Annotated in this window: 22 protein-coding genes; 15 read left to right on the top strand and 7 right to left on the bottom strand. The window is 45.4% G+C overall.

Going from position 1 to position 22,359, the window contains the following annotated elements:
• Positions 1–59: 59 nt before the first annotated feature.
• Positions 60–308 (bottom strand): hypothetical protein, encoded by a 249-nt coding sequence (locus QUA43_RS02710; protein ID WP_333145102.1) that lies wholly within the window; start codon positions 306–308, stop codon positions 60–62.
• Between the two features lie 842 nt (positions 309–1,150).
• Here QUA43_RS02710 and QUA43_RS02705 point away from each other — a divergent pair.
• From QUA43_RS02705 to QUA43_RS02685, 5 genes are all read left to right on the top strand, one after another.
• Positions 1,151–1,342, top strand: coding sequence for a hypothetical protein (locus QUA43_RS02705; RefSeq protein WP_333370806.1), 192 nt, complete (start codon positions 1,151–1,153; stop codon positions 1,340–1,342).
• Positions 1,343–1,480: 138 nt separating this feature from the next.
• A complete protein-coding gene (locus QUA43_RS02700; RefSeq protein ID WP_333370804.1) occupies positions 1,481–1,762 on the top strand; it encodes a hypothetical protein in 282 nt (93 codons plus the stop codon).
• 75 nt (positions 1,763–1,837) lie between these two features.
• The gene (locus QUA43_RS02695; RefSeq protein ID WP_333370803.1) at positions 1,838–2,272 is read left to right on the top strand and encodes an alpha amylase C-terminal domain-containing protein; all 435 of its coding nucleotides are present in this window, start codon (positions 1,838–1,840) and stop codon (positions 2,270–2,272) included.
• 277 nt (positions 2,273–2,549) lie between these two features.
• Positions 2,550–2,927 carry a BON domain-containing protein gene (locus QUA43_RS02690; protein WP_333370802.1) on the top strand — a complete coding sequence of 126 codons (378 nt, stop codon included), beginning with the start codon at positions 2,550–2,552 and terminating at the stop codon, positions 2,925–2,927.
• A 96-nt stretch (positions 2,928–3,023) separates the two neighbouring features.
• Complete coding sequence (locus QUA43_RS02685; RefSeq protein ID WP_333370800.1) at positions 3,024–3,440, top strand: DUF2294 domain-containing protein; 417 nt, start codon at positions 3,024–3,026, stop codon at positions 3,438–3,440.
• On the opposite strand, the gene QUA43_RS02680 is transcribed toward QUA43_RS02685, so the two are convergent.
• Positions 3,409–3,867, bottom strand: a complete 459-nt coding sequence (locus tag QUA43_RS02680; protein WP_333370798.1) for a response regulator — start codon at positions 3,865–3,867, stop codon at positions 3,409–3,411. The two genes, QUA43_RS02685 and QUA43_RS02680, sit on opposite strands and share 32 nt — an antisense overlap.
• A 653-nt stretch (positions 3,868–4,520) precedes the next feature.
• Between QUA43_RS02680 and QUA43_RS02675 the strand changes: the two genes are divergently transcribed.
• Both QUA43_RS02675 and QUA43_RS02670 read left to right on the top strand, forming a co-directional pair.
• On the top strand, positions 4,521–5,324 hold the full coding sequence (locus tag QUA43_RS02675; protein ID WP_333370796.1) for a DUF2267 domain-containing protein: 804 nt from the start codon (positions 4,521–4,523) through the stop codon (positions 5,322–5,324).
• A 404-nt stretch (positions 5,325–5,728) separates the two neighbouring features.
• Positions 5,729–8,362, top strand: coding sequence for an EAL domain-containing protein (locus QUA43_RS02670; RefSeq protein ID WP_333370794.1), 2,634 nt, complete (start codon positions 5,729–5,731; stop codon positions 8,360–8,362).
• A gap of 166 nt (positions 8,363–8,528) precedes the next feature.
• Here the strand turns inward: QUA43_RS02670 and QUA43_RS02665 are convergent, their stop codons facing one another.
• A complete protein-coding gene (locus tag QUA43_RS02665; RefSeq protein WP_333370792.1) occupies positions 8,529–10,181 on the bottom strand; it encodes an alpha-amylase family glycosyl hydrolase in 1,653 nt (550 codons plus the stop codon).
• A gap of 484 nt (positions 10,182–10,665) precedes the next feature.
• Positions 10,666–11,385 (bottom strand): response regulator transcription factor, encoded by a 720-nt coding sequence (locus QUA43_RS02660; protein ID WP_333370790.1) that lies wholly within the window; start codon positions 11,383–11,385, stop codon positions 10,666–10,668.
• 397 nt (positions 11,386–11,782) lie between these two features.
• Here QUA43_RS02660 and QUA43_RS02655 point away from each other — a divergent pair, with 397 nt between their 5' ends.
• Positions 11,783–13,651 (top strand): PAS domain-containing sensor histidine kinase, encoded by a 1,869-nt coding sequence (locus tag QUA43_RS02655; RefSeq protein WP_333370789.1) that lies wholly within the window; start codon positions 11,783–11,785, stop codon positions 13,649–13,651.
• Between the two features lie 250 nt (positions 13,652–13,901).
• Here the strand turns inward: QUA43_RS02655 and QUA43_RS02650 are convergent, their stop codons facing one another.
• Positions 13,902–14,429, bottom strand: a complete 528-nt coding sequence (locus QUA43_RS02650; RefSeq protein WP_333042028.1) for an orange carotenoid protein N-terminal domain-containing protein — start codon at positions 14,427–14,429, stop codon at positions 13,902–13,904.
• Between the two features lie 327 nt (positions 14,430–14,756).
• On the opposite strand from QUA43_RS02650, the gene QUA43_RS02645 reads away from it, so the two are divergent.
• On the top strand, positions 14,757–15,122 hold the full coding sequence (locus tag QUA43_RS02645) for a hypothetical protein (RefSeq protein WP_333370787.1): 366 nt from the start codon (positions 14,757–14,759) through the stop codon (positions 15,120–15,122).
• 207 nt (positions 15,123–15,329) lie between these two features.
• On the opposite strand, the gene QUA43_RS02640 is transcribed toward QUA43_RS02645, so the two are convergent.
• Together QUA43_RS02640 and QUA43_RS02635 are read right to left on the bottom strand one after the other, a co-directional pair.
• Positions 15,330–16,487, bottom strand: coding sequence for a glycerate kinase (locus QUA43_RS02640; protein WP_333370785.1), 1,158 nt, complete (start codon positions 16,485–16,487; stop codon positions 15,330–15,332).
• 309 nt (positions 16,488–16,796) lie between these two features.
• Positions 16,797–17,129 (bottom strand): DUF565 domain-containing protein, encoded by a 333-nt coding sequence (locus QUA43_RS02635; RefSeq protein WP_333370784.1) that lies wholly within the window; start codon positions 17,127–17,129, stop codon positions 16,797–16,799.
• 361 nt (positions 17,130–17,490) lie between these two features.
• Here QUA43_RS02635 and QUA43_RS02630 point away from each other — a divergent pair, with 361 nt between their 5' ends.
• The 6 genes from QUA43_RS02630 to QUA43_RS02605 all read left to right on the top strand — a co-directional run bounded on the left by QUA43_RS02630 (position 17,491) and on the right by QUA43_RS02605 (position 22,315).
• Complete coding sequence (locus QUA43_RS02630) at positions 17,491–18,069, top strand: hypothetical protein (RefSeq protein ID WP_333370782.1); 579 nt, start codon at positions 17,491–17,493, stop codon at positions 18,067–18,069.
• A 280-nt stretch (positions 18,070–18,349) separates the two neighbouring features.
• Positions 18,350–20,377: a glycosyltransferase family 39 protein gene (locus tag QUA43_RS02625; RefSeq protein ID WP_333370780.1), complete on the top strand. Its 2,028-nt coding sequence runs from the start codon at positions 18,350–18,352 to the stop codon at positions 20,375–20,377.
• A 42-nt stretch (positions 20,378–20,419) separates the two neighbouring features.
• Positions 20,420–20,947, top strand: a complete 528-nt coding sequence (locus QUA43_RS02620; RefSeq protein ID WP_333370778.1) for a GNAT family N-acetyltransferase — start codon at positions 20,420–20,422, stop codon at positions 20,945–20,947.
• A gap of 137 nt (positions 20,948–21,084) precedes the next feature.
• Complete coding sequence (locus QUA43_RS02615; protein WP_333370776.1) at positions 21,085–21,327, top strand: hypothetical protein; 243 nt, start codon at positions 21,085–21,087, stop codon at positions 21,325–21,327.
• Positions 21,328–21,360: 33 nt separating this feature from the next.
• Complete coding sequence (locus QUA43_RS02610; protein WP_333370774.1) at positions 21,361–21,966, top strand: hypothetical protein; 606 nt, start codon at positions 21,361–21,363, stop codon at positions 21,964–21,966.
• Between the two features lie 109 nt (positions 21,967–22,075).
• Positions 22,076–22,315, top strand: coding sequence for a type II toxin-antitoxin system prevent-host-death family antitoxin (locus tag QUA43_RS02605; protein ID WP_333370772.1), 240 nt, complete (start codon positions 22,076–22,078; stop codon positions 22,313–22,315).
• Positions 22,316–22,359: the final 44 nt, after the last annotated feature.

The following is a 22,359-nucleotide window of genomic DNA, read 5'->3' as shown; positions in this document are numbered from 1 at the left end:
ACAAGTAATAAAAAGAAGAGGATTTTACCTCTTCTTTTATTGTTGCGGTTTCTGATTTTTTAAGCACTTTTCTGTTCGCCAAAAATCGACTGCTGCCCTTCTGCAGTCGATATTAAATTCCACCCTTGAGTTCTCAGCTTCTGATATGTTGCCCATCCCTTAGAACCGCCCGGTTCCCGGTAGTCGGATACAGCGAACTGCGGAAAAGCTGTATAAGGCCGCCACCCTTGACGGGCATCGGTGCGTAAGTGCAATATCTTTTCTCCATTGCGTCCCAATCTGGGCAACCAACACATTTGTTTTAGCATTTTTAACACTCCAGAGTTTTACAGTAACGGTAATTCGCCAACATCCCACATTAAACTTTTAGAGCCTTAGAACCACTGCTCGGAATATCTAACGGGTAACAGGGACGAATGAGATTTTCACCAATTACCAATTACTGAGGTAGCAGCAGTCGTTAAAGCTGATGAAAGGTTCTACAAAGTTTGCCGGTCAAAAACTATAAAACAAGTGCTGCCAAGACATCAGCAAAAATAATCATTGCTATTCTCGGCTCAAACTTGGCTTAAAGTCGCAGGAAAACCCAGTTGAATAAAGGATTCATGGTTCTGGTTTCCCTTGCCCTATAATTACAAGCCCATCCTCGCTGCTTCCGCATAAAATGACATCTTTCTACGGTATTATTCCTGTCCGCCAAAAAATGTTTCTTTAGTTACAAATCTTAAATATTGACCACGATTTATCTAGTTATCAAAAGTTAAATTACTTTTCATACAATACTTCGGACAGTTTTTGATAACCCACCGTATAATAAGGGTTTCAAGGCTCTAAGGCAAGTTCGCTACCAACGGAAAATCTAGGGTTTCAGACTACCAACTCAAAGCAGTCCGGACTATTGTTCATAAATAGCACTTAATAATTTTTAGTTACTTTAACTACATTTTTGATTAAAATCCGGTTTCCGGGTGCCTAGGGGCGCACCTTACTCAATCGCTAGGGTTGGCACTACTAAATCCTCCGGGTGCGCCCCCAAGCACCTGACAACATAAGAGGTAAAGGTTTAACTCTTAAGAACGATGGCGACAGATTTGCAAAATGGTAAAAATCAATACTAATCACACTTATAAGTTCTGCAAACAAGGTATTAATGGCCGCTGGAATTGAATTCAAACTCTTCGCTTCCAACAACAAAGCAGCTAAACTGCTCGGCTCCTTTTCCAAATGGGCAGAAATTCCCTTAGAAAAAGATGACAAAGGTTATTTCCGCACTAAAATTCAGTTAGAAGACGGTATTTTATCAATACAAATTCCGAGTTCAGTCGCAAAGTCCATGTTTTGAAGCGGACGAATGGTTAGAAGTCAATGAACCCTAGGCGACTGAAATTAACCGCACTAAGCTGTCGCGCATTTAAATTGCATATTCGAGGCGGGCGGGACACCCCACAAAACTTTGATTGTTTTTTGATATACAATTTAAATGCTGAATAGCTTAAACTGGATAACTCGTGAAGCGAAAAAAACTGCCGGTAACAAGTCATTTTATAACATAGCAGAACACATTCCCGAACTTCCCAAACTCGTCGCTGCAGACGAGCCGATGGACGGGTGCTGGCACGAAAGTTTTCGCATTTTTGCCGTAGAAAATCTAGGGGGGAATACTTTCGATATCGAAAAGCTCAAGCAAGTTTTAGAACCCAAACAACAAGGCTATCAAAACACAACTAATGCGATACATTATTTAGCCAGTGACGACCGCTAACACTTGCTGGCAGAAGCCAGCTTTCGGGATATCGATTAATAAGCTGCTTTTAAACGCGCTAAATAGGGAGCGATTTTGTTAGTCACAGCAGTAGGAATACCGATGCTGTGGATGGGCGAAGAGTTGGGACAATCTACTCGGAAAAGTTCAAACCAGCCGAATAAACTGCAATTGTCTTTGTTGAAAAATCAGCCAACTTATGAGTTTTTGGAATACTACAAACACGTGATTCGGCTGCGGCAACATTTGCTGGCACTGTATACCGAAAATATTGAATTAATCCACGAAAATCCCGAAGCAAAAGTGCTGGCTTATTACCGCTGGAGCGATGAGGTAACGCGAGCAGTAGTTGTCGCTAATTTTTCGGATACTTATCTATATGGTAACAGTATTCCTAAGTTTCCGGCTGGGGGAACTTGGCACGAGTGGATGTATAACAAAATAGTAAAAGTTGGGGAAGAAGGGTTTAAGTTTGATTTGCCGGAATGGTCAGCGCAAGTATTTGTTTGAAAGCCTGAGAATTATGTCTCCAGGCAGATGATCGGCGAAGTTGTACAACAGTAAATTGTATTTACGACGGGTACACCAAACTCAATAAACCGGGTTTTTCTACCTAGGTGGATGGCTGTAACGATACTTTTTTGTAAAAAAAATCGGTTTCTGCATCCAAGAGTGCGATCGTAATTCCTGGTATTGAGAATAACAATTACAGGGCGACTTGCCAACGGTGAATTAACAAGTCAATTAACACGTCAATTAACACAAACTTTGTGGGAGGACAAACTCTATGGGCTGGCTAAAAAGATTGTTTGGTTTAGAAAAGCTAGAAAATCAAGAAACTGTTGACGCTCCTGCTTACCAAGCACCTGTAGCTCAATCTCAAGCTCAAGCTCAACCTGCTGCGAGCGCTCAGACAATCCCGCCAGAACGCATGGGCTTGAACGGAGAATACGATCAAAGCGGCTTAGCTAAACGGGTAGCTCAGGCTTTCGATGCAAATCCAGAGGTTGCGGATATTGAGACTGTTTATGTGGCTCAACTTGGCACTACTGTGGTTCTCAAAGGTACAGTTCCCAGTCAGGAAATTGTCAACAAGTTGGTGACAATTGCTAAAGGTGTTAAGGGTGCAACTGGGGTGGAAACTAATGAAGTTACTGTCGGCTAACGCGACGGTTATTTCTAACAGTTAGCAGTTAACGGTTAACTGTTAACTGTTAACTGCTAACAGTCTTTTTTATCTATCATGGTTTCAATAAAAAATATGACAGGGGAAACCTTAGAACCTACTCGGGGTAAATTAGAACGGACTCTTTCGCAGGGAATTCAAGCTTTGTACCGCTCTCAACTGGGACACCCAACGAGTCAGGCGCTCTGCAATCTTTTGGATAACAAATTGATAATTATTGTCGAAAATGGGCTTACTCAACCCGAAAAAGTGCTGGCTCAGAACGGTCAGCAAGATTTGGCTTTGCAGGTGCGGACACAATTAGAATCAGCTCTCGAATTGCCCCTGAAAGAATTAATCCAAAAGGTTTTGGGCGTGGGAGTCACTGATTTGCTCCGCGATGCGACCTTGGAGACTGGCCGCACTGGAACGATCGCAATTTTGGACTCTGCACCTCAAGTTCGTGATTCTAATTATAAATCTAAAACTCAACCAAAAGCATTTGAGAGTTGATGTGCTGGCGGATAATTCTTTCTAAATCTTTGATGTTAAAAGGTTTGGAAAGGTATTCCACGCAGCCTGCTTGGAGAATCCGATCGCGGTCTTCTGCTTTTGCTAGTGCTGTGATAGCAACAATCGGAATATGTCTGAGATCGGGGTTTTGTTGAATGCGTTTTACTACTTCCATACCGTCTATATCCGGCAAGCAAATGTCGAGTACGATTAGGTCGGGCTGTCGATCGACTGCTGCTGAAAGCGCTGCGTGCCCGTCAACTGCTCCCACGCACTCGCAGCCGAATAAATCGAGTATTTGTGTCAGCAGCTCTAAGTTGTCCGGATTGTCGTCTACAGCCAACACTAAAGGACGCTTGTCAACCGAGGGTTGACCGCTAATAAAAGACGAGGATTCCAATTTATTGTTCCAACGAGGGTAGTTCATAAATGCCGATCGCAACCATCAAAAAATTTGTCCCCGAGGCATTCTTCAAGTGGCGCTGCGGCACTTGAAACAGATTGGCTCGTATTTGTAGCTCTCCCATGACCAGTTTTAGGTCTAACCCGATACCATATCGCTACAAGCTGCGGGCAAAACGACCGCAGTTGATTAACCCCATAGCATCTGCTTAATTCTACCTCTCCCAGCGCCAATTACCAACTTAGGGGCTCTTGGTGCGTCAGCCTTGGTAAAAACACGCAATAAATACGGAAAATATTACCAATAAAGCATCCTCGCTCAATAGCATTGAAGAGTGGCGACAGCTTTTTAGGATACTAACAACATTAGACGTGGGTTCCCATACATGGATCTACCTAAAGGAATATTGTATCCGCTCAATAATTCGGGGCGGACTACCCACTCAGGAACGATTTTGCGTCATTTGAGGTGCATCGTTGAGCGATTTACCCCGGATTATTGAGCGGATACGGAATATTCTAGCCCAAACTTAAATTTAATAACTTACACCTGCTGAGAGATACTTCTTATTCTGCTTTAGAATTCAATGTTTTTAAGTAGTAATCATCACAATTTAAGCCAGTAAAAAAAATCAGTTTTTACATGAGCTTTACCCAATATTAACCTAGGAGTTTTTAATGACAATTCCAATCAGAGACGACCTGACTTACATTTTGCTCAAAAAAATTGGCAGCGGCAACGGCAGGGGAGAGTCCGAAATTAGGAACGCAGCAGAAGAATATGTCGGTCACAAGGTGGCCGAAGCGGAATTGCTCGGTCATTTGGACTACCTCAACCACAGGGAATTTATCAAAGCTCAGTTTAGTGGCGAGCCTTATGGAGGAGCTGAGTTATTGCCGCCTTTAGTGGCATTTCAACAAGCTGAGTTAACAGAAAAAGGTCGCAAACTGTTACACAAAATGGAGACGAATCCTCCAACCTCGCTGCACCAGGAAGGATCGGCAGTTCCTATCGCTTCAAAGAATATGCCATTTTTGGAAAAAGTGATGGTAAAAGGTCACTTGGAGGATATTTTTGATGCCCGCGACATTACCGAAATAGTGTACCGGGTCATGCGCGATGTGATGACAAAAGAAGCCATCGAGCACGTGGAATCTGAATTGCACAAAGAAGTTTTGCCTACGGATGACAAAACCCTGCAACAAGAAATAGCCGACCTCTGGAAAGATACCAATCCGCTGGTGGGATTGCTCAGCCGGGTGCGTCAACCTTTGACCGGCGAGCCTGCACCTTGGGGGATCGATGGCAATTTGTTTGCACGGAGGGTGGAACTAGAAGGCGCACTTCCTTCGGGAGTCAAACCGGAAACTGCGATCGCGGCTGTATTTTCGGCAACGAAGGATGAGCTGTCCCAGGAGCGAATTCAGGAAATAGCTGGCTTTTTGCCGGACAGAATTCGGGGAATTTGGGAGTCGGCTTAACGAGACATTTTAAGGTATAAATACTTACTACCCGGGTTGACCAATCAGTATTCTCCCTCCAGAGGGCAGAATACTGGTTGCTCAACCCGGTTTCTCTATAACCTTTTGTCTGGTAGCTCTGCAATTGCTTTGTAGTGAGGAATTGAGTCCCGATCAAACTCGATCGGGACTCAATTCCTCACTAATTGTCTGATCGCTCTTGCCTTGTCTTGTAAATGCTGTGAAAAACCCGGTTTATCACCCAAATTTGTCGAAAAAGCGGAAATATCCCCAGAAACCGAGTTTCGCGCTCTTGGGTTGGGTCAAGCTCCTAGACGGAGCCAAAGTATTGTAATGTATAATACAGGGCAAGTTAAGACTGTGGCTCGCAAAAATGCTGTCAACAGCCCGGGAGATCAAAAGGCATGACCCGCATCAAAGTTACACAAATGTCACGATCGACTTTAGAACAAGAGATTTTACTCAATCGAATTACCAATCGCATTCGCAACTCCTTAGAACTGCAAGAGATTTTGACGACAACTGCCCGAGAAATCCGCAGCTTTTTAGAAAGCGATCGAGTAAAAGTTTATCGCTTTGAGACCGACGGTAGCGGTGAGGTCATTGCTGAGTCCATCAACGGTGACAATTTGCCCTCTATGCTGGGTTTGCGCTTTCCACCAGGCGACATTCCCCAGAGTGCTCGGGAAATGTTTCTCAAAGCGCGGCAGCGAGTGATTGTAGATGTGGAATTGAAGCATCAAACAATTAATCGGTTAGATTGTCCCGAAACCGGCCAAACTTTAGCAGTTGAAGATATTAGCTATCATCCTGTAGACCCCTGTCACGCTGAATATCTGAAGGCTATGGGGGCACGTTCTTCTCTGACGGTGCCGATTTTGCATCAAAATCACCTTTGGGGGCTGTTGGTGTCTCACCATAGCCAACCGAAACGATTTAGCGATCGAGAATTGAAAATGGTGCAGTTGCTTGTGGATCAACTTTCAATTGCGATCGCCCAATCTTTTCTGTTGAGTCAAGCTAGACAGCAAGCGCGCGATGAAGGCGTTATCAACCAAATTACCAGTTTGCTGCATTCTCCTCTGGAACTAAACGAAATTCGGAAAGCAGTTCTCGAACAAACTGTCAAGCATTTGCGTGGTTCGGGAGGGCGACTCTACATTGCAGCCGAGTTTGGCGATCGGCCTGCTTTGCTTTATACCTGTGGCCAGCAGCCCGCGGACATCGACGTTGAACTCAGCCCATTTTGGCAGCAGATTATGGGGAGGGCAAACCAAGACGATCCAGCACAAACTGCTAATCATACAAGCCCATTAGGTATTTTTGACAACCTATATTCCCAGCATTACAGTTCAATTGATACCAATATTTCCAGTTTTATCGTACCGCACTTGTACGCAATTTCCGATATTTCTAAAGAACCTCAACTCAAATCTGTATCTGCCAATTTTGTCGCAGCTTCCATTCGATCATTTTTGGCAGTACCGCTGCAATACCGCCAACAGTGCATCGGCTGTCTCACCGTTTTTCGCAGCCCTATACAAACCGAAATTTTGTGGGCGGGCCGGTGCAGTTCCGACTCCCGGAGCGATCGTCCCCGACAATCCTTTGCAGCTTGGAAAGAAATCAAAACCGGCGAAGCTCAAAAGTGGAGCAGCGAGGAACAGAAGCTAGCAAAATCTTTAGGAACTCACCTGTACATGGCTGCAATGCAGAGGCGCGTCGAGGCGATGATCCGACATCAAGCTTCTCACGACCTATTAACCGGTTTACCTAATAGATTACTGTTTAATGAAAGGCTGTCTTTAGCTTTAGCTAGCGCTCACCAAAAGGGAGAAATGCTGGCGGTAATCTTTCTAGATTTGGACAGATTTAAAAATGTTAACGATACTCTCGGTCACCCAGTGGGCGATTTGTTGCTGCAAAGTGTATCTCGGCGTTTGACTAACTGTTTGCGCGTAGGGGATTCAATGGCTCGTTGGGGCGGAGATGAATTTACTGTGCTGCTGTACAATATCAACACCCCAGAGGAAGCAACTAAGATTTGCCAGCTAATTATCCAGAGTTTAAGCACTCCTTTTGATTTTGAGGGCCTGGAACTTTATATTAAGGCTAGCTTGGGAATTGCTTTGGCTCCTTATGATGGAGAAGATGCAGAAACTTTGCTAAAAAATGCTGATGCTGCGATGTACAAAGCTAAACAGAAAGGTCGCAATAATTATCAGTTTTACACGCAGGCGATCGGCAGTAAAGTCTCCGAGGATCTTAACTTAGAAAATCATCTTTACAAAGCTCTAAAAAAATCTGAGTTTGTGCTGCATTACCAACCGCAAATAAACTTAAAGACTGGCAAAATAGTGGGCATGGAAGCTCTGATTCGCTGGCAGCATCCCGAACGCGGTTTGATTTCTCCCGATCGATTTATTCCCTTAGCTGAGGAAACAGGATTAATCTGCCAAATTGACGAATGGGTGATGCGGACTGCTTGCTTGCAAAATCGAGCGTGGCAGTTACTGGGATTGCCGCCGATGCGGATAGCAGTGAATTTATCAGCCCGTCAGTTTCTGCAACCTCACACGGTACAAATTATCGCTGAAATTTTATCAGAAACCAAGTTAAATCCTGAGTATTTAGAAATAGAAATTACCGAGAGCATTGCCATGGCAGATGTGAGCTTTACGGTGTCGGTATTGCAGCAGTTGCAGGACATGGGAATTCACATTTCTCTGGACGATTTTGGCACCGGTTATTCTTCACTGTGGTCTCTGAAAAACTTTCCGCTCAATAATTTAAAAATAGACAAATCTTTCGTGGCCGATTTGGTGACCGGCAGCAGCGGTGCTACTATTGTGAAACTGGCGATCGCCTTGGGACAGGGTCTGAATTTACAGGTGATTGCTGAGGGAGTGGAAACAGCAGAACAGTTGGCGTTTTTGCACTCGCATCAGTGCGATATGGGTCAGGGTTACTTCTTTAGCAAACCAATACCGGCGGCGGCTATAACCCAATTGTGCTTAGAAAATCAATCGGGGAAATAATATCGATTCCGCTTGCACCGTCCGTAACTGTTGACAGTTGACTCACAGTGAACAGTGAACAGTCAACAGTCAACAGTCAACAGTCAACAGTCAACAGTGAACAGTGAACAGTGAACAGTCAACAGTCAACAATGATAAGGAGTGCAACCGGAATCGATATGACAGCTTACTGCCAAACAAACACTTTGGCCTCGTATTCCGGCAAGTCAATCATAATATTGTTATCGCCAGATTCAATATCATAATTCCCCGTCCATTCGTGCCAAGTTCCGTTGGCCGGGAAGTGGGGAACGGTGTAACCTGCTAGATAATTTTCCGACATATTCGCCACTACTACAACTCTCGAACCTTCATCGTTCCAGCGAGTGTAAGCAAAAACTTTTGAGTCGGGGTCTTCGTGGAAAAACTCGATGTTTTCTGTGTAAAGTGCTTGGTTATTTTTACGCAGGTGAATCAAGCCTTTGTAGTATTCCCACAAACCTTTATTCAGGTCATTTCCTAGCAGCGTCCAGTCAATTTTAGATTGCTCAATGGTTTTGCCTTTGTATTCGCCAAATTCTTCGCCCATCCAAATCAGCGGCACGCCAACTGCTGTCATTAACAGCACGGTTCCCAACTTCGCCCGCTTGAAGGCGGCTTCATCCAAAATCCCCCGATCGCCCAATTCGGCAAAAATGCGATCGTGGTCGTGATTGCTCAAATAATTGACTACATTCGTAGCACCCAAGTAACCTTGCCGCTTGCAGTCGATTACCTCTTTGAGGCGTTCTAAATCAAAATTGTCCCCGCAGAGTTGTGGCATTATGGAGTGATAGAAACTGTCGTGCCAGCAGCCGTCCATCGGCCCGTCTAGATTGGTGATGCTAGGATCGTCGGGAATGTATTCGGCAACGGTATAAAACGGTTTGGGGCCGGCGACATTTTTGGCTTCTTGAACTACCCAGTGCATAAAATCGTAGTTAGCAATTTGTCGCGCTGCGTCGAAACGAATGCCGTCAAGATGATATTCTTGAACCCAATAGCGGACTGTCTCGCCAATAAATTTGCGCGCCGGATATGTTCCTAAGTTTTCGTCGTAGAATTCGTAGTTAAATTCCGGGCCCCAATTGTTATCTGGATCGCGCGGGGCGTGGTGATACCAATAATCGTGATCGATTTGAGTGAGGGGGCTCGATGATTCCGAGTGGTTGTAAATCCCGTCGATGATGACGCGAATGCCGCGCCCGTGACACTCGTCTATCAGGTTTTTGAGTTCTTCTGTGGTTCCGTAGCTGGACTCGGTAGCGAAGAAATAGCGGGGGTTGTAGCCCCAACTGTAGTCGCCCGGGTATTCTTTGAGTGGCATGAGTTCGATCGCGTTGACGCCGAGTTCGACTAGGTAATCGAGTTTTTCGACGACGTGCTTGTACTTGCCGCGGGCCAGGGGATCGGCTTCACCGCCGGAAAAGTCAGCAACGTGCATTTCATAAATCACTAATTCCCGATCGGCCGGTAGCGGTTTATCGTCGTGTTTCCAGACGTAGGTATCGACAATGCGATCGCCATCTTTGATCCGAACAAGGCCGTTTTGAGTAGGATCGTCAATGTCAGTCGCGTAGGGATCGACCACATCTACCCACTGATCGGGTTCCACAAACCAGCTTTTCGACTGAACGCGAAATTTGTATTGATAAACGCCATCCTCCAACTCAACTCGCGTGCGGAAATAACCCTCTTCGTCCTTTTCCATCGGAATCTCTTCCCAATTAGAAAAAGAGCCAATCAAGGCAGCTCCTTTGTTGTAAGGAGCAAATAACTTGAATTCAATTGGAGCGGTCATAATACCTCTTTCTAAAATATTTCAGTAGCAGTTAATACTTTTAATCTCCCAAATTTAAGCGAACTCAGGCATCAGTCTGCGGATATAATTTCTTTAAGGCTTAACTATTTCTAAAAGTATGGTAATCTTGCCTCTGCCTGCGCCTTTTATGAATTGATATCGCGCAATATCGGCAGTGCAAGCGAAATTTATCTAACTGGCGATCGCTCAACAATAAGTATTAGTAATTGAATAGTTTTTTAGCATCTATCTTAAGGTAGATTTACTGGTTAAAAGATTAAAAAAATATCTGTACTGGGATAGATGCGGTTTTAAAATTTACCTTTTTTTAACAACAAACAATTCTTCGGCTGGTGCACACTGCCTACCCTAATTTTTGGGTAACAATTAGTCAGTCGGTGTGCACTGCACACCCTAAATCAGTGCCCGTAAGGTGCGCCCAGCGCACCCTACTTTTAACTTGATTTTGCCTGATGATCAGGCTTCATCCAACCAAGCCAGAACGCAGGGCGAGAACGGCAGCCTGAGTGCGGTCATCAGCGCACAACTTGTTCAAAATATTGCGGACGTGAGTCTTGACTGTACCGACAGTAATGTACAGCTTTTCGGCGATTGCAGCATTGCTGTAGCCCTGCACGATCAGTTCCAAAACCTCTAATTCCCGCTCGGTTAAAGGGTAAGTCTCAATGATGTGACTAAATTCGGGTTCGGCAGCCTTAATTGTGACTCTTTTGCCCTCAGCCTTCGGTTCTTCCGGCGCGGGTTCCTGAGTGCGAGCTTGTTTCAGGACGATACGGGCGATCGCCGGATCGATCCAAGAGTTACCTTCGTGAGTTACTTTTACTACATCTAATAACTGATCGAAGCTAATATCTTTCATGCAGTAAGAGTCAGCTCCGGCGGCAAAAGCTGCCAGAACTTCTTCTTCATTGTCCTGAAAAGTCAGAATCAAAATTTTTGTATCGGGATCTGACTCCGCTACCGATTTTTTGAACTTTTGTGTAAGTTCAATGCCGTCAAAATCCGGCAACCCAATGTCTACAATTGCCACGTCAGGTTTTGAAGACTGAAGCAGTTTCAATCCCTCTGTAGCGTTAGCTGCATCGCCGACAACTTCTATAGTGTCACGCTGTTGTAAAGCTGTGCGGATGCCGACTCTTGTCAGGTCATGGTCTTCTATCAAAGCAACGCGAATTTTACTCATCTTTCTTCCAATAGTCCGCTAAACTTTTAAAATATCGTCAACTAACTCAGCCAAACTGAGTAAATTTGAGAATGTGTCCTGATTTATGGTTTGACAGGCCGCACATCATTTTCAAGCATACTCATGCAGTCGCCAAGAAAGCAAGTTAATTTTTAAGTTATTTTGCGGCGATGCCTGCACGAGCCTTCATCGGGACAGGTAAGGTCTCAATGTTTCAACAGTTTAACTGAATTATCTCATTGTCCGCCCCTTGATAGAGGTAAAGATACCACTACCCAGATAGATTTGAAGTATAAAAATTTTGATGCACTTGGGCCCTCAAAATCAATAAAGCTAGCAGCACGAGTCTTTAACCGGTGTTAGAGATCTAGTCCTATGCCTATTTATATAACCTGTTATGACTCAGTATCACGGCAATAAGTCTTTTCCGTCGGAGTTTTCCGACTCGGAAATCTTAGACAAAGTATCTGAAATAACATCCCCCCAACCGCAAGTTTGCGACGGCCAAACTCAGGACGATCGACTGTGGTCGGCAATTCCTCAGATAGTTTGGAAAACAAATGCCGACGGCTGGGCGACTTATTTCTGTCCGCGCTGGGAGGAGTACACCGGGATACCAGCAGCAGCAGCTTTGGGTTTCGGCTATCTCGCGCACGTCCACCCAGAAGACCGCCCTCGTCTATTGGCGAGATCGCACACTTCTAAGTTCCCGCGGCCAAGCTACGAAATTATATTTCGTCTGCAGACGCGAGAGGGCACTTACCGCTGGAACCTGGCCAGAGGAGGGCCCGCTAATCTAGACAGTGAGGAAGTTTTGGAGTGGGTGGGAACCTACACAGATATGGAGCCGATCAAACAAACTCAAGCCGAGCCCCAAGCAGAACCAGAATTTTGGCGCCATCAAGCGCGCTCGGAAGCTAACTTTAAAGATGAAAAATGGTGCGAAGCCCGGACGGTAATAGAGGCTGGGCAGGAGTTACAGGTGATAGAGCAGTTTACAAATATATTGAGCCAGCGCGCGGGTAGCTTGTGCCAGTTGTTGCAAGGCATTGCGGATGCGACTGTAGAGGCGATCGCAGGAGCGGAATTTTGCCTAGTTGCTCTTCTGGAGTCCGATTGCAGCGGCCTCAAACTCAGCGCTGTCGGGGGCACGGAAAACTTTGGTGGGGGCCAAACCCCGCACGTGCAAAACAAGCTGCTGTGGAAAGCATTTGCGACGGGAGAGTCTGTACTGTGGCGGTCGGAGTGTGGCAAAGGCTTGCTGCCGGCGGCGGCTTGTGCAGCGGCGATCGAGTCGGGGGAAAGCGGGCGTTTGGGTGTGTTGGCCATCGGTAACGGGAAAGACAGCATGGCGATTGACTGGCATACTCAGCAAGTGCTGGCGGTGATGGGAAAACAAGCTGCGATCGCAATTAACAACGCGCTGGCGATCGAAAAATTAAAAAAGCAGGAACAGCTTTTAGACTTGCAAAACGAGCTGCTAATTCGTCAGCAGGAAGAACTGGAAAATCAGGGGCGACGCATTCAACAGCAAAAATTGCAACTGCTAGAAGCAGCCAAGTTAAAATCGCAATTTTTGGGCATCATGTCCCACGAATTGCGAACTCCCATGAATTCGATTATCGGCTTTTCCCAAGTGCTGCTGCGCCAGCACAAACAACTGCTGACCGCCCAGCAAACAGAAATGGTGGGGCGCATTTTACATAACGGCAAAAATCTGCTACTGCTGATTAACGATATCCTCGACCTCTCCAAAATCGAGAGTGGCCACACAGAATTAAAAATTGAAAAATTTCATTTAGCGCATTTAGTAATGGATGTCGCCCTGGAATTCGGAAATCAAGCCACCGATAAGAATGTGGCAATGTCCGTCAGCGTCTGCTTGCAGGATCAGTTGATAGTTAATGACAAGTTGCGCCTGCGGCAAATTTTGGTCAATCTCGTTTCCAACGCGGTTAAATTCACACATGAGGGCAGCATTTACATTGAGGTGCGGGAATTAAATCGCGATCGGCTAATTATCACCGTTCGGGATACAGGAATCGGCATCTGTGAAAAGAATCTTCCCCACATTTTCGACAAGTTCCACCAAGGCGACCAAACCACAACTCGCCAATATCCAGGCACTGGTTTAGGACTAGCTATTTGTGCCTCTTTAGTCAAGATGATCGACGGCACAATTACTGCCGAAAGTCAACCCCAAAAAGGTTCCATCTTTCGGATGGAATTCCCGCGAAAAGTTTACCCTAAAAAACTCACTTGCTGACTGAAGACCTTTTTATATTTCTCAGAAAAGCCGATTTTAACTGCTCATACAAAAACTTTCGTCCCTCTCTAAGACACGAAAGAATAAATATGAGTAAGAGCAAAAAAAGGTTTTACCTACTCATTATAGCGGTAGGGTGCACCTCGGCGCACCCTACATATAGAAGTTTTGGGTAATTCCTTTATTCTTGAGTCGCTCTCTGCTAGGAGGAGAGTTTGTGTAGGATAGGTTGCAACACCAGACTCTTATCTTACAAACTAGAAGTTTTCCCTACTTCCGCCTGAGTAGCAATTGGTTTAACATCGGTGTAGCCCATATTATTAGCTACGTCGCGCAGCACTGTAATTTGCTGTTCAAACTCAAGACCTTCAATTTGACCTAACACGCCATTGACAGCCTCAGTTGCCTCATATCCTTCGGGGATATCGACAATTGTTTCCCCCATACCAATAGCCCAAGCATACCAAACTACCAACTGATTGTTAGCAGTTAAAGCTCCGTAAGCGTGAGAATACGGCGTGTCGTCGCGGTTGACAATACCGCGCATTATATTCAGTTGTTGGTCATGGGAAAGCTTGTAAAAATCATCGAGCAGCATGGGAGCTAATTCTGGTTCGGCAGCGGCGGGAGCGGCTGGTGTAATTGAATCTCCCATTTTTTCATAAACAAAGTAGAGCAGCGCCAGTTTTTCATCTGTACCCAACCCGTTGATTGTCTGAACGATGTTTTTAGTGTCGTTGGAGAGAGAGTGAGGATTGGTGGCGGCGGGTGAGTTCATAAACAAAATTCCTTAAAAAGGCTTCCAGAATATACAAATATCAAGATTTGTAAGTACAAGTCACCATCCCCGAGAGGTAATACGATTTTAGTTTTTAGATTTTAGATTTTAGATTAAACAATGGGGAATGGCTTAGTATGTAGGGGTTGGGAGCTTGCCTAAAGCTGAATTCTTTTCGGAAAGTGATGTAATGTTAAGGCACTAACCTAGAATAAATCATCCTTAAGATAGAAGCCAACGATACATCTGCGGGTAGATGAAAAAGCCGGGGTCTAAAGTAATAATTGATACAGTGAATTGTTAAATAAAACTACCAAGGAGTCGGCTATGTCTCAAATCAATACAGAAGTCAATAACACTGAAAACTTTGACGCTCAGCAGATCACTGAAAGCGCGGAAGCTGGAGAACAAAAGTTGCCGACCGTGGATGTATCAGCAGACTACGAAGCTTCAAAAGAATTCAGCGTTAGTGACATCGATCGCACAGGTGCCGGCGCTCAAGCTGCCGCCGCTGCAACTGCACCAAAATTTCCTATTCCCGCTGCTAAAGATATCGCAACGCCGGCAGATAAAAGCGGCAAGCCCGATGATTTTCGTTCGATGGCTCAGGAAATTACGCCTGCAGGTACACCGGGCGAAGTTACCGACGATTTGATGCAGAAAGCGATCGATCTTGGTACTCCCGGCAGTTAATTTAGAAATTCTCCATCCTCGATGCAAAAGCCCTGTATTGTAGGGTGCTGATGGCGCGCCTTACCTCTATAATTCGCGCGCCAAACCACTTTTTGCATAAGTCCTGAAATTTCAATAGAGTGGACGATAAGCTGCAATACATTAGGACACAAGGTTGTTGCGTCCTTAAAGGCTGCAATACGGTAGAGAGACAACATTGTTGTATCCCTAATCGCTTAATTTTAAGTCGATCGCCCGACAAATTTTGCCTACAGTGCGATCGCTCAAAATTTCAATTATTAAATCCACGCGATCGCCCTCCAGGATCGACTTAATAAATAACTCTGGATGCAGCGCTTTCCAGAAATATTCAACAAACCGATTAATTTCAGCTTCTGACATCCCCGACTTCCCCGTCGCCATCATTTCCCGTTCCGCCTGATTGCGCCACACTTGAGAAAGGCGATAATCTTGGGGATACAAAACCATCAACCGATCTAATCGGTTCCACAGCGGCAGATAGTCGTGCAGCTTCGCATTCATATCGCGCGCAAACTGACAGTCGCTTTCTGTGGAAATCGGAAACGGTGCACCCGCCAAAAACTCGTTTAATTTGGCATCAACCACCGGATTTACACCGACAAACCAACCTTCAAAAAGTACAATATCCGCACCGGAAATAATTTCTGGTTGACTTCTATCTCCTGCACCTCCGTAGGCAGATTTGTCAAACCTGGGAATTTCTATATTTTTAATGATATCCGGTTTGATGGCATCAGATTTGGGATTGTCAACTGCTGCTAATTCGCGAGTTTGAGAACCGCGCAACTTGTCTAAAACTGCGATTCCCAAGTCAATATCGTGAGTGCCGGGGGGGCCGCGCCAAATTAAACGCGGGTCGGCTTTTTGGAGTTGTTGGCGATCGGCATAAGTCTTGTAAAGATCGTCTAAAGAAAGGCTGACAGTAGAATATCCCAATTTTCCCAGAATCAGCCTCAAAACTTGGCATAAAGTAGTTTTTCCCGTTCCTTGCCCTCCTAAAATTCCTTGAATTAAAGGACGGTTTAAACTTTGTTTGGCAGTCGATAATTGCATTGCCAGCGGCAACCAAAGATTCCACAAAGTTTCGAGGAAAACAGTTGACTTTAGGGGGAAAGTATGCAATTCGTCAAGAAGAGAAAAGAATAAATCGGTTTTGCAGCGGACAACATCGGCTACACTGTCAGGAGTAATCCCAAAAGCGCGCGTTAGCGAAGCCCTCGAAGAGGATCGCACATCATCCGCAAGTTCCCACAAAGCCAGGTGATGGAAGTCGGGAGCGATCGGGCGATCGCCGGCTTGCCATCGACGTAAAATTTCAACAGGGGTTACAGTCGATCGAGCCATATCCTAAAAACTCTCTATGCGGGGGCGGGTTTTGTACAAATATTATCTGCAATTGACAAATATTTGACCCCACCCAACAACGAATACAAGCCCCCGACTCATGTCGTAGAGAGATCAAAAATTTCGACCTTAGTTCAATTTCCCAGATTCATCTGTGGAATAAATCTCAAATCTAAAATTCTGCGACTAAGCGCTGACGCCGAAAGTCTAAAATCTAAAATCGACTGACGCTACAGGCCCATACAGATACTTTTTTAAGAGCAGGTTTGTATCAATACTGTCTACAACCGACAAATACTTTAGCATTTTTCACGAGCCAAGTTTAAAAGCCTCCACAAATAAATTGTAAGTGATACCAACTTTCAGAGCATTCAGCATATCCACCCAAAAAGAACGGGCTACAGGTCGCGGGCCGCCGTAAACCAGCCAGCTCGCGAACTCGGTCAACAACACCAACAGCCCGGCGGCGATAATATCCCAATCTGCAGATTGTCCGGCGATCGTCGAAATAGCTGTCCCCAAAAAAGTGCCGAACAGCAGGCTAATTAGCAGGAGCGAAATCCGCCGCCAAGGATTGTTCAGCCAGCGTCCGAATCGCTCGCCCAGAACATCAATCAATCTGTTAATTCGGGTATTCTGCATAAAAGTTATACAATTTGAGATTTGAGATTGGAGATTTGAGATGCGGAATTACTGATGAATATTGGGGTTGGGAGTACGGGCATATAGTGGCACTCTTTTTTTCAACTGCTATTAAAAGCTATACCGATGAGTCAACAAATGCCCCTCCCGACCAACTCCAAATCCTTACCGGAGTCAGTATGTCACCATCTAAAATCTCAAATTTAACATCTAAGATGGTATTGAGCGATCGGCGACTTATAGCCGAGAACGGTTAAGTAATTAAGTGTAACTGTATCTTGTGGCACAGCAGCCCCTGGTTTTACATTAAAAATAGTTAAGACTAATTGCGGGTGCAGTCTATCCTTTAAGCCTAAAATTTATGAATCTTAAAATTTACCAGATCGTAATTGGAGTGTCGATCGTCCTAATTACAGGAATGTTTCTAGGACGTTTTGAAATCACTATCTCCAACGGTTCAAATCCTTCCAGCGATTGGCCCTCACAAGCCACCGCACTCCCCCCAATACCCCCCGTTTCCCCAGTCGCCACAGCTTCTGCAGAGACCGCCAGCGAGCCCAAACCCGACTCCACACCAACCCCCCCAGATCCAGAGGAGGAATTGCTTTCCTCAGTCCCTGTAGATGCTAAAGCCTCCGGCCTTTTGCGCGTCAGCAACCGCAGCGAACACCCAGTGCGAGTGGCCCTGCTGTCGAAACGGCAAGCCGAGAAATCCTATGGAAAACCCGCGCACTGGGATTTTGCGCCGGGGGAAGGCGGCGGCAAGGGACTGATGCTATCGCTGCCGGAGGGCAAGTTACAAGTCAAACGGGGAGACATTCTGGTGGTTTTTGCTCAGGATGGTTCTCGCCGCTACTGGGGGCCTTTCGTCGCTGGCGAGACAGCCTCGCCCGCTTGGAACAGCACAGCCGGAGAATGGCAATTAATTTTGCAGCCGTGAACACTTAGCTGCAGGTGCGGAGATTTTGGTCGAGAAAGACGGTTGATACGGTTTTATTGAGAATGATGCGGCTATGGGAGGTTAAACTCACATAGCCGCACCCTTCTCAATAACAGGCAAGATGCCTGTTGCACAAAGAGTGAATTTTCGTGTGGGGAGTAGGGGTTGGGCAGGAGAGCCCGCCCATAAAAGCCTTGTTGAGAATGGTGCAACATCTCTGTTTAACCGGATTCGATCGAATTGGGAGTTTCGAGAATGCGAATCTTTCGGTAGACTCTCTATGCGAGCTAAAATTTTAAATCTAAAATCGCAGGAAGTTTGGGTGAAGGAAGTTATTAAAAGTTTGTCAGAGTTTAGAAATCGCCCGTTAGCGAAGCCCTCGAAGAGGATCGCACCTTTGCTGCTATCGCTGTTGTGGCTGTTTGCGATCGCCTGGGTAGGTTTCTTGTGGAATCTCGGCAACATCGGTTTAGTTGACGAAACCGAACCGTTGTTTGCCGAAGCCGCCCGTCAAATGACGGTGACAGGAGATTGGATCACTCCTTATTTCAACGGCGAAACGAGGTTTGACAAGCCGCCGTTGATTTACTGGCTGATGGCGGTGGCTTACCGCACTCTGGGCGTTAACGAATGGGCCGTGCGTCTTCCCTCGGCTTTGTGCGCGATCGGGCTGACTTGCCTCGGATTTTATACCTTATGGAAGGAAGAAGGAAGAAGGAAGAAGGAAGAAGGAAGGAGGAAGGAGGAAGAAGGAAGAAGGAAGGAGGAAGAAGAGCACGACACGGATTCGGACACGGATACACGCATGAATGTAACTGTCTTTCCTCCCTCGCTCTCCCACTCTCCCACTCCCCCACTCTCCCCCTCTCCTAGTATTCCTATTTTTCTTTCTACTCCTTGGATTGGCGCGGCGCTAATAGCTTTAAATCCCCAAACTATTGCCTGGGGACGAACTGGCGTTTCAGATATGCTATTAGTTAGTTGTATGTGTTCGGCACTGCTCGCATTTTTCCTTGGTTACACCCTCGAAGAACAGAGAGAAAAAACAGAATTTTCTAGGGTTTCCGCTGCCCGATTTCCCAATAAGTGGTATCTGACTTTTTACGTACTAATTGCCTTAGCAATTCTGGCGAAGGGGCCTGTGGGAATTGTCTTGCCAGCGCTGATTGTTGGCTGCTTCGGGCTTTATTTGGGAAATTTTCGGCAACTTTGGCGCGAAATGCGTCCGGTGTCGGGAATCTTGATTATTCTGGCGATCGCCCTGCCTTGGTACATTTTCGTTATTTTAGCCAACGGTCAAACTTATATTGACAGTTTTTTTGGCTATCACAATTTCCAGCGTTTTACTGGAGTAGTCAACAAGCACTCGGCGCCTTGGTATTTTTACTTTTTTGTAGTGCTAGTTGGTTTTGCACCTTGGTCGATTTATTTGCCCGTGGCGATCGCCCGTACCCGTTTTTGGCAGCGCAGTTACTGGCGTCGTCAACCGCGATCGGCTCAGTTGAGTTTATTTGCCCTCTTTTGGTTCGGCTGCATCTTTGGCTTTTTCACGATCGCCGTGACAAAATTGCCGAGTTATGTATTGCCTTTAATCCCCGCCGCTGCGATTTTGGTAACGCTGCTGTGGAGCGATATTATTGCAGGCAATGAAGCAGAAAGCAGCCGGGGAAAGTTAGAAAAAAAACCGAATTCTTTACAGCGAGGGCTGTTAGTTACATACATTTTCAATGTCGTATTTTTACTGATTATAGCCGGAGCAACTTTCTACTGCTACAACTGGCTGGGAGATGACCCGGCTATGCCCAATTTTCCCCAAGCAATTCAGCAGTCGGGATTGCTGATTGTCGGCGGTACGATTTGGATAATTACAGCCGTGGCGATCGCACTTTTACTCTGGAAGCGGCAACAGCGCTGGATTTTGGTTGCTAACCTCATCGGGTTAGTAGCATTTATCATCTTTGGTCTTACTCCCGCCTACAAAGTGGTTGATATCAACCGCCAGTTACCTCTGAGACAGTTAGCACAGGTTGCGGTTCAACAAAAACTGCCGGGGGAAGAGTTTATTATGGTTGGTTTCTGGAAACCAAGTCTGGTTTTTTATACCCAAGAGCCGGTGACTTACTACCGAGCTGTCGCAAAGGCGATCGACTACATTAAGCAATCTAAAAACGCAAATTCTCCCTCTATTTTGTTGCTGGGATATCCAGAGAAATTTGTGGAATTAGGATTGCAGCCAAATCAATATCAATTGTTGGAAAGTCGGGGCGCTTACCAACTCGCCAGGGTTCCGAGACAAGCGTTTCGATAGTGCCTATAGTGTGATCTCATACTTGTTAAACAAGGTAGAAAAATGATTACAACTAAGAATCTTCAACTACTTGCCGTCGAAAGGATTCACATAGAAGCTTTCTTACGAAGTAAAAGCGAGCTTGCAGCAATTTTAAATGTCATAGTGCCTAATAGCTGGCCTCTTTTCCCGGAAGCATTTTCCCTCCCGGCTGACGAAGCTTGCGAATCCAATCCGCCTCCAACTGACTGGCACAACTACTTCTTTATTCATCCAAAAAATCAAGTGCTTGTCGGCAATGGAGGTTTCACAGGCTCACCTGATGAGTCGGGGACTATAGAGATAGGTTATGAAATTGCTTCCGAATATTGGAATCGCGGATTTGCAACTGAGGTGGCACAGGGAATGATCGATTATGCTTTCGCTCACGAGGAGGTGAAAGCAGTCATCGCTCACACTTTAGCTGAAAAAAATGCCTCGAATAGCGTGTTGCAAAAAGTGGGAATGAAGTTCATTGCAGAGGTGGACGATCCTGAAGAAGGCAAGATATGGCGATGGCAAATAAGCAGGGATGAATATCATCCGACTTGAACTGTAACGCCGTTTGGCTGTTTAAGTCACTGGTTTTGGCGGTAATTTGAAGGTTATCGGTTGGAGCATTAAATCTGCCAGATTGAATAAAAGCTATAATCTAGTCATTACCTAAAACCCGAAGCTCGGAGCCTACAATGGTTTCAATTCTCAACAAACCCTCCTCGTTAATCCATGAGATTTGCATTGAAAAAGTCGATCGGTGGAAGTTGTTCAAATTTAGTGAATCGCTGCAACAGCGTATGGAAGTCTTGTTAGAGAAGAAAAAGGCCGATCAACTAATGGCAGAAGAGGTAGCGGAACTCGACGCCATTGGGGAATTAGATCGTATCTTTACCCATATCAATGCAATGATGGCGGCTCAAGATGTCAATCAGTGATCGTGAGTTAACTAGCGTTACGGAGTAGATTAGATGAATCCTGAGACAAAACAAGTATCACAGCACATGAAAGAATTTGGGCTTCATATTCTTGGGAGAGCTATTTATGATGCAACGTTTAGCGAGATGACGAGGCCTTTTGCTCATATGTTGTCGGTAGTTCATGCAGCACATGGAGCAGAAATACTTATCAAGGCACGCATTGCTGAAGAGCATCCGCTTTTAATCTTCAAGTCCTACCCTAAATCAAATACTACTAAGGATGTATTGAGTATCAAGGAACTCTTTAAGTACGGTCGAACTTTAATATATTCAGAGTTACCTGAAGTTCTTTGGGCGACAACTGGTTATAGAATCAAGGAATTAGATAGATATCAAAAATTTGGCGATCTGCGAAACATCATTGTCCATTTTTCTGCCGCTCCTGATTGCGAACCTTCCACAGAGACATTAAAATTTGCTTTGGAAGTTTTAGATTATATAGTTCAGGATTTTTGGGGTGAGAGCTTGATTTACTATTCGCAAGAATGGGACGATGCAATCATTTCAGATGGTTATCTGCAAGAACAAATTGATCGATTGAATATTCAGGTGCACCCCGACACACAGAAACAAATAGAAGTCTTGACACTCCCTTAAAATAAAATGGAGATAGAAGTCAGTAAGGGGAACGATCGCTCATAATTAAGGGAGTGTCTACAGCCACCCAACATCATCTAGAAAAGCCTATTTAGACGAGTGGAAGATTATGATTCCAATCAATGAAGCCCAAAAGCAGTTGCAGCAGTCGATCGCTCCCATGAGTCAGTCACTTCAACCGATCGCGATCGCCGGACAAACTAGCAATACAGTATTATTATCTGAATCAGACTCCGCATATGTTGAGGAAACACTGTATCTTCTCTCAGTGCCAGGGATGCGGGAATCGATTCGGGAAGGAATGGCAACGCCGATCGACGAGGATTGCGATCGCCATTTAGACTGGTAACTTGGCCGACCATACGTGCCATAATCAGCCATATTATCTGGTAC

Origin of the sequence: Microcoleus sp. N9_B4 (assembly GCF_036701635.1) — a bacterium.
Classification (GTDB): Bacteria; Cyanobacteriota; Cyanobacteriia; order Cyanobacteriales; family Microcoleaceae; genus Microcoleus.
Note: the sequence above shows the minus strand (reverse complement) of the source record. Positions and strands in the feature narration are given on the sequence as shown.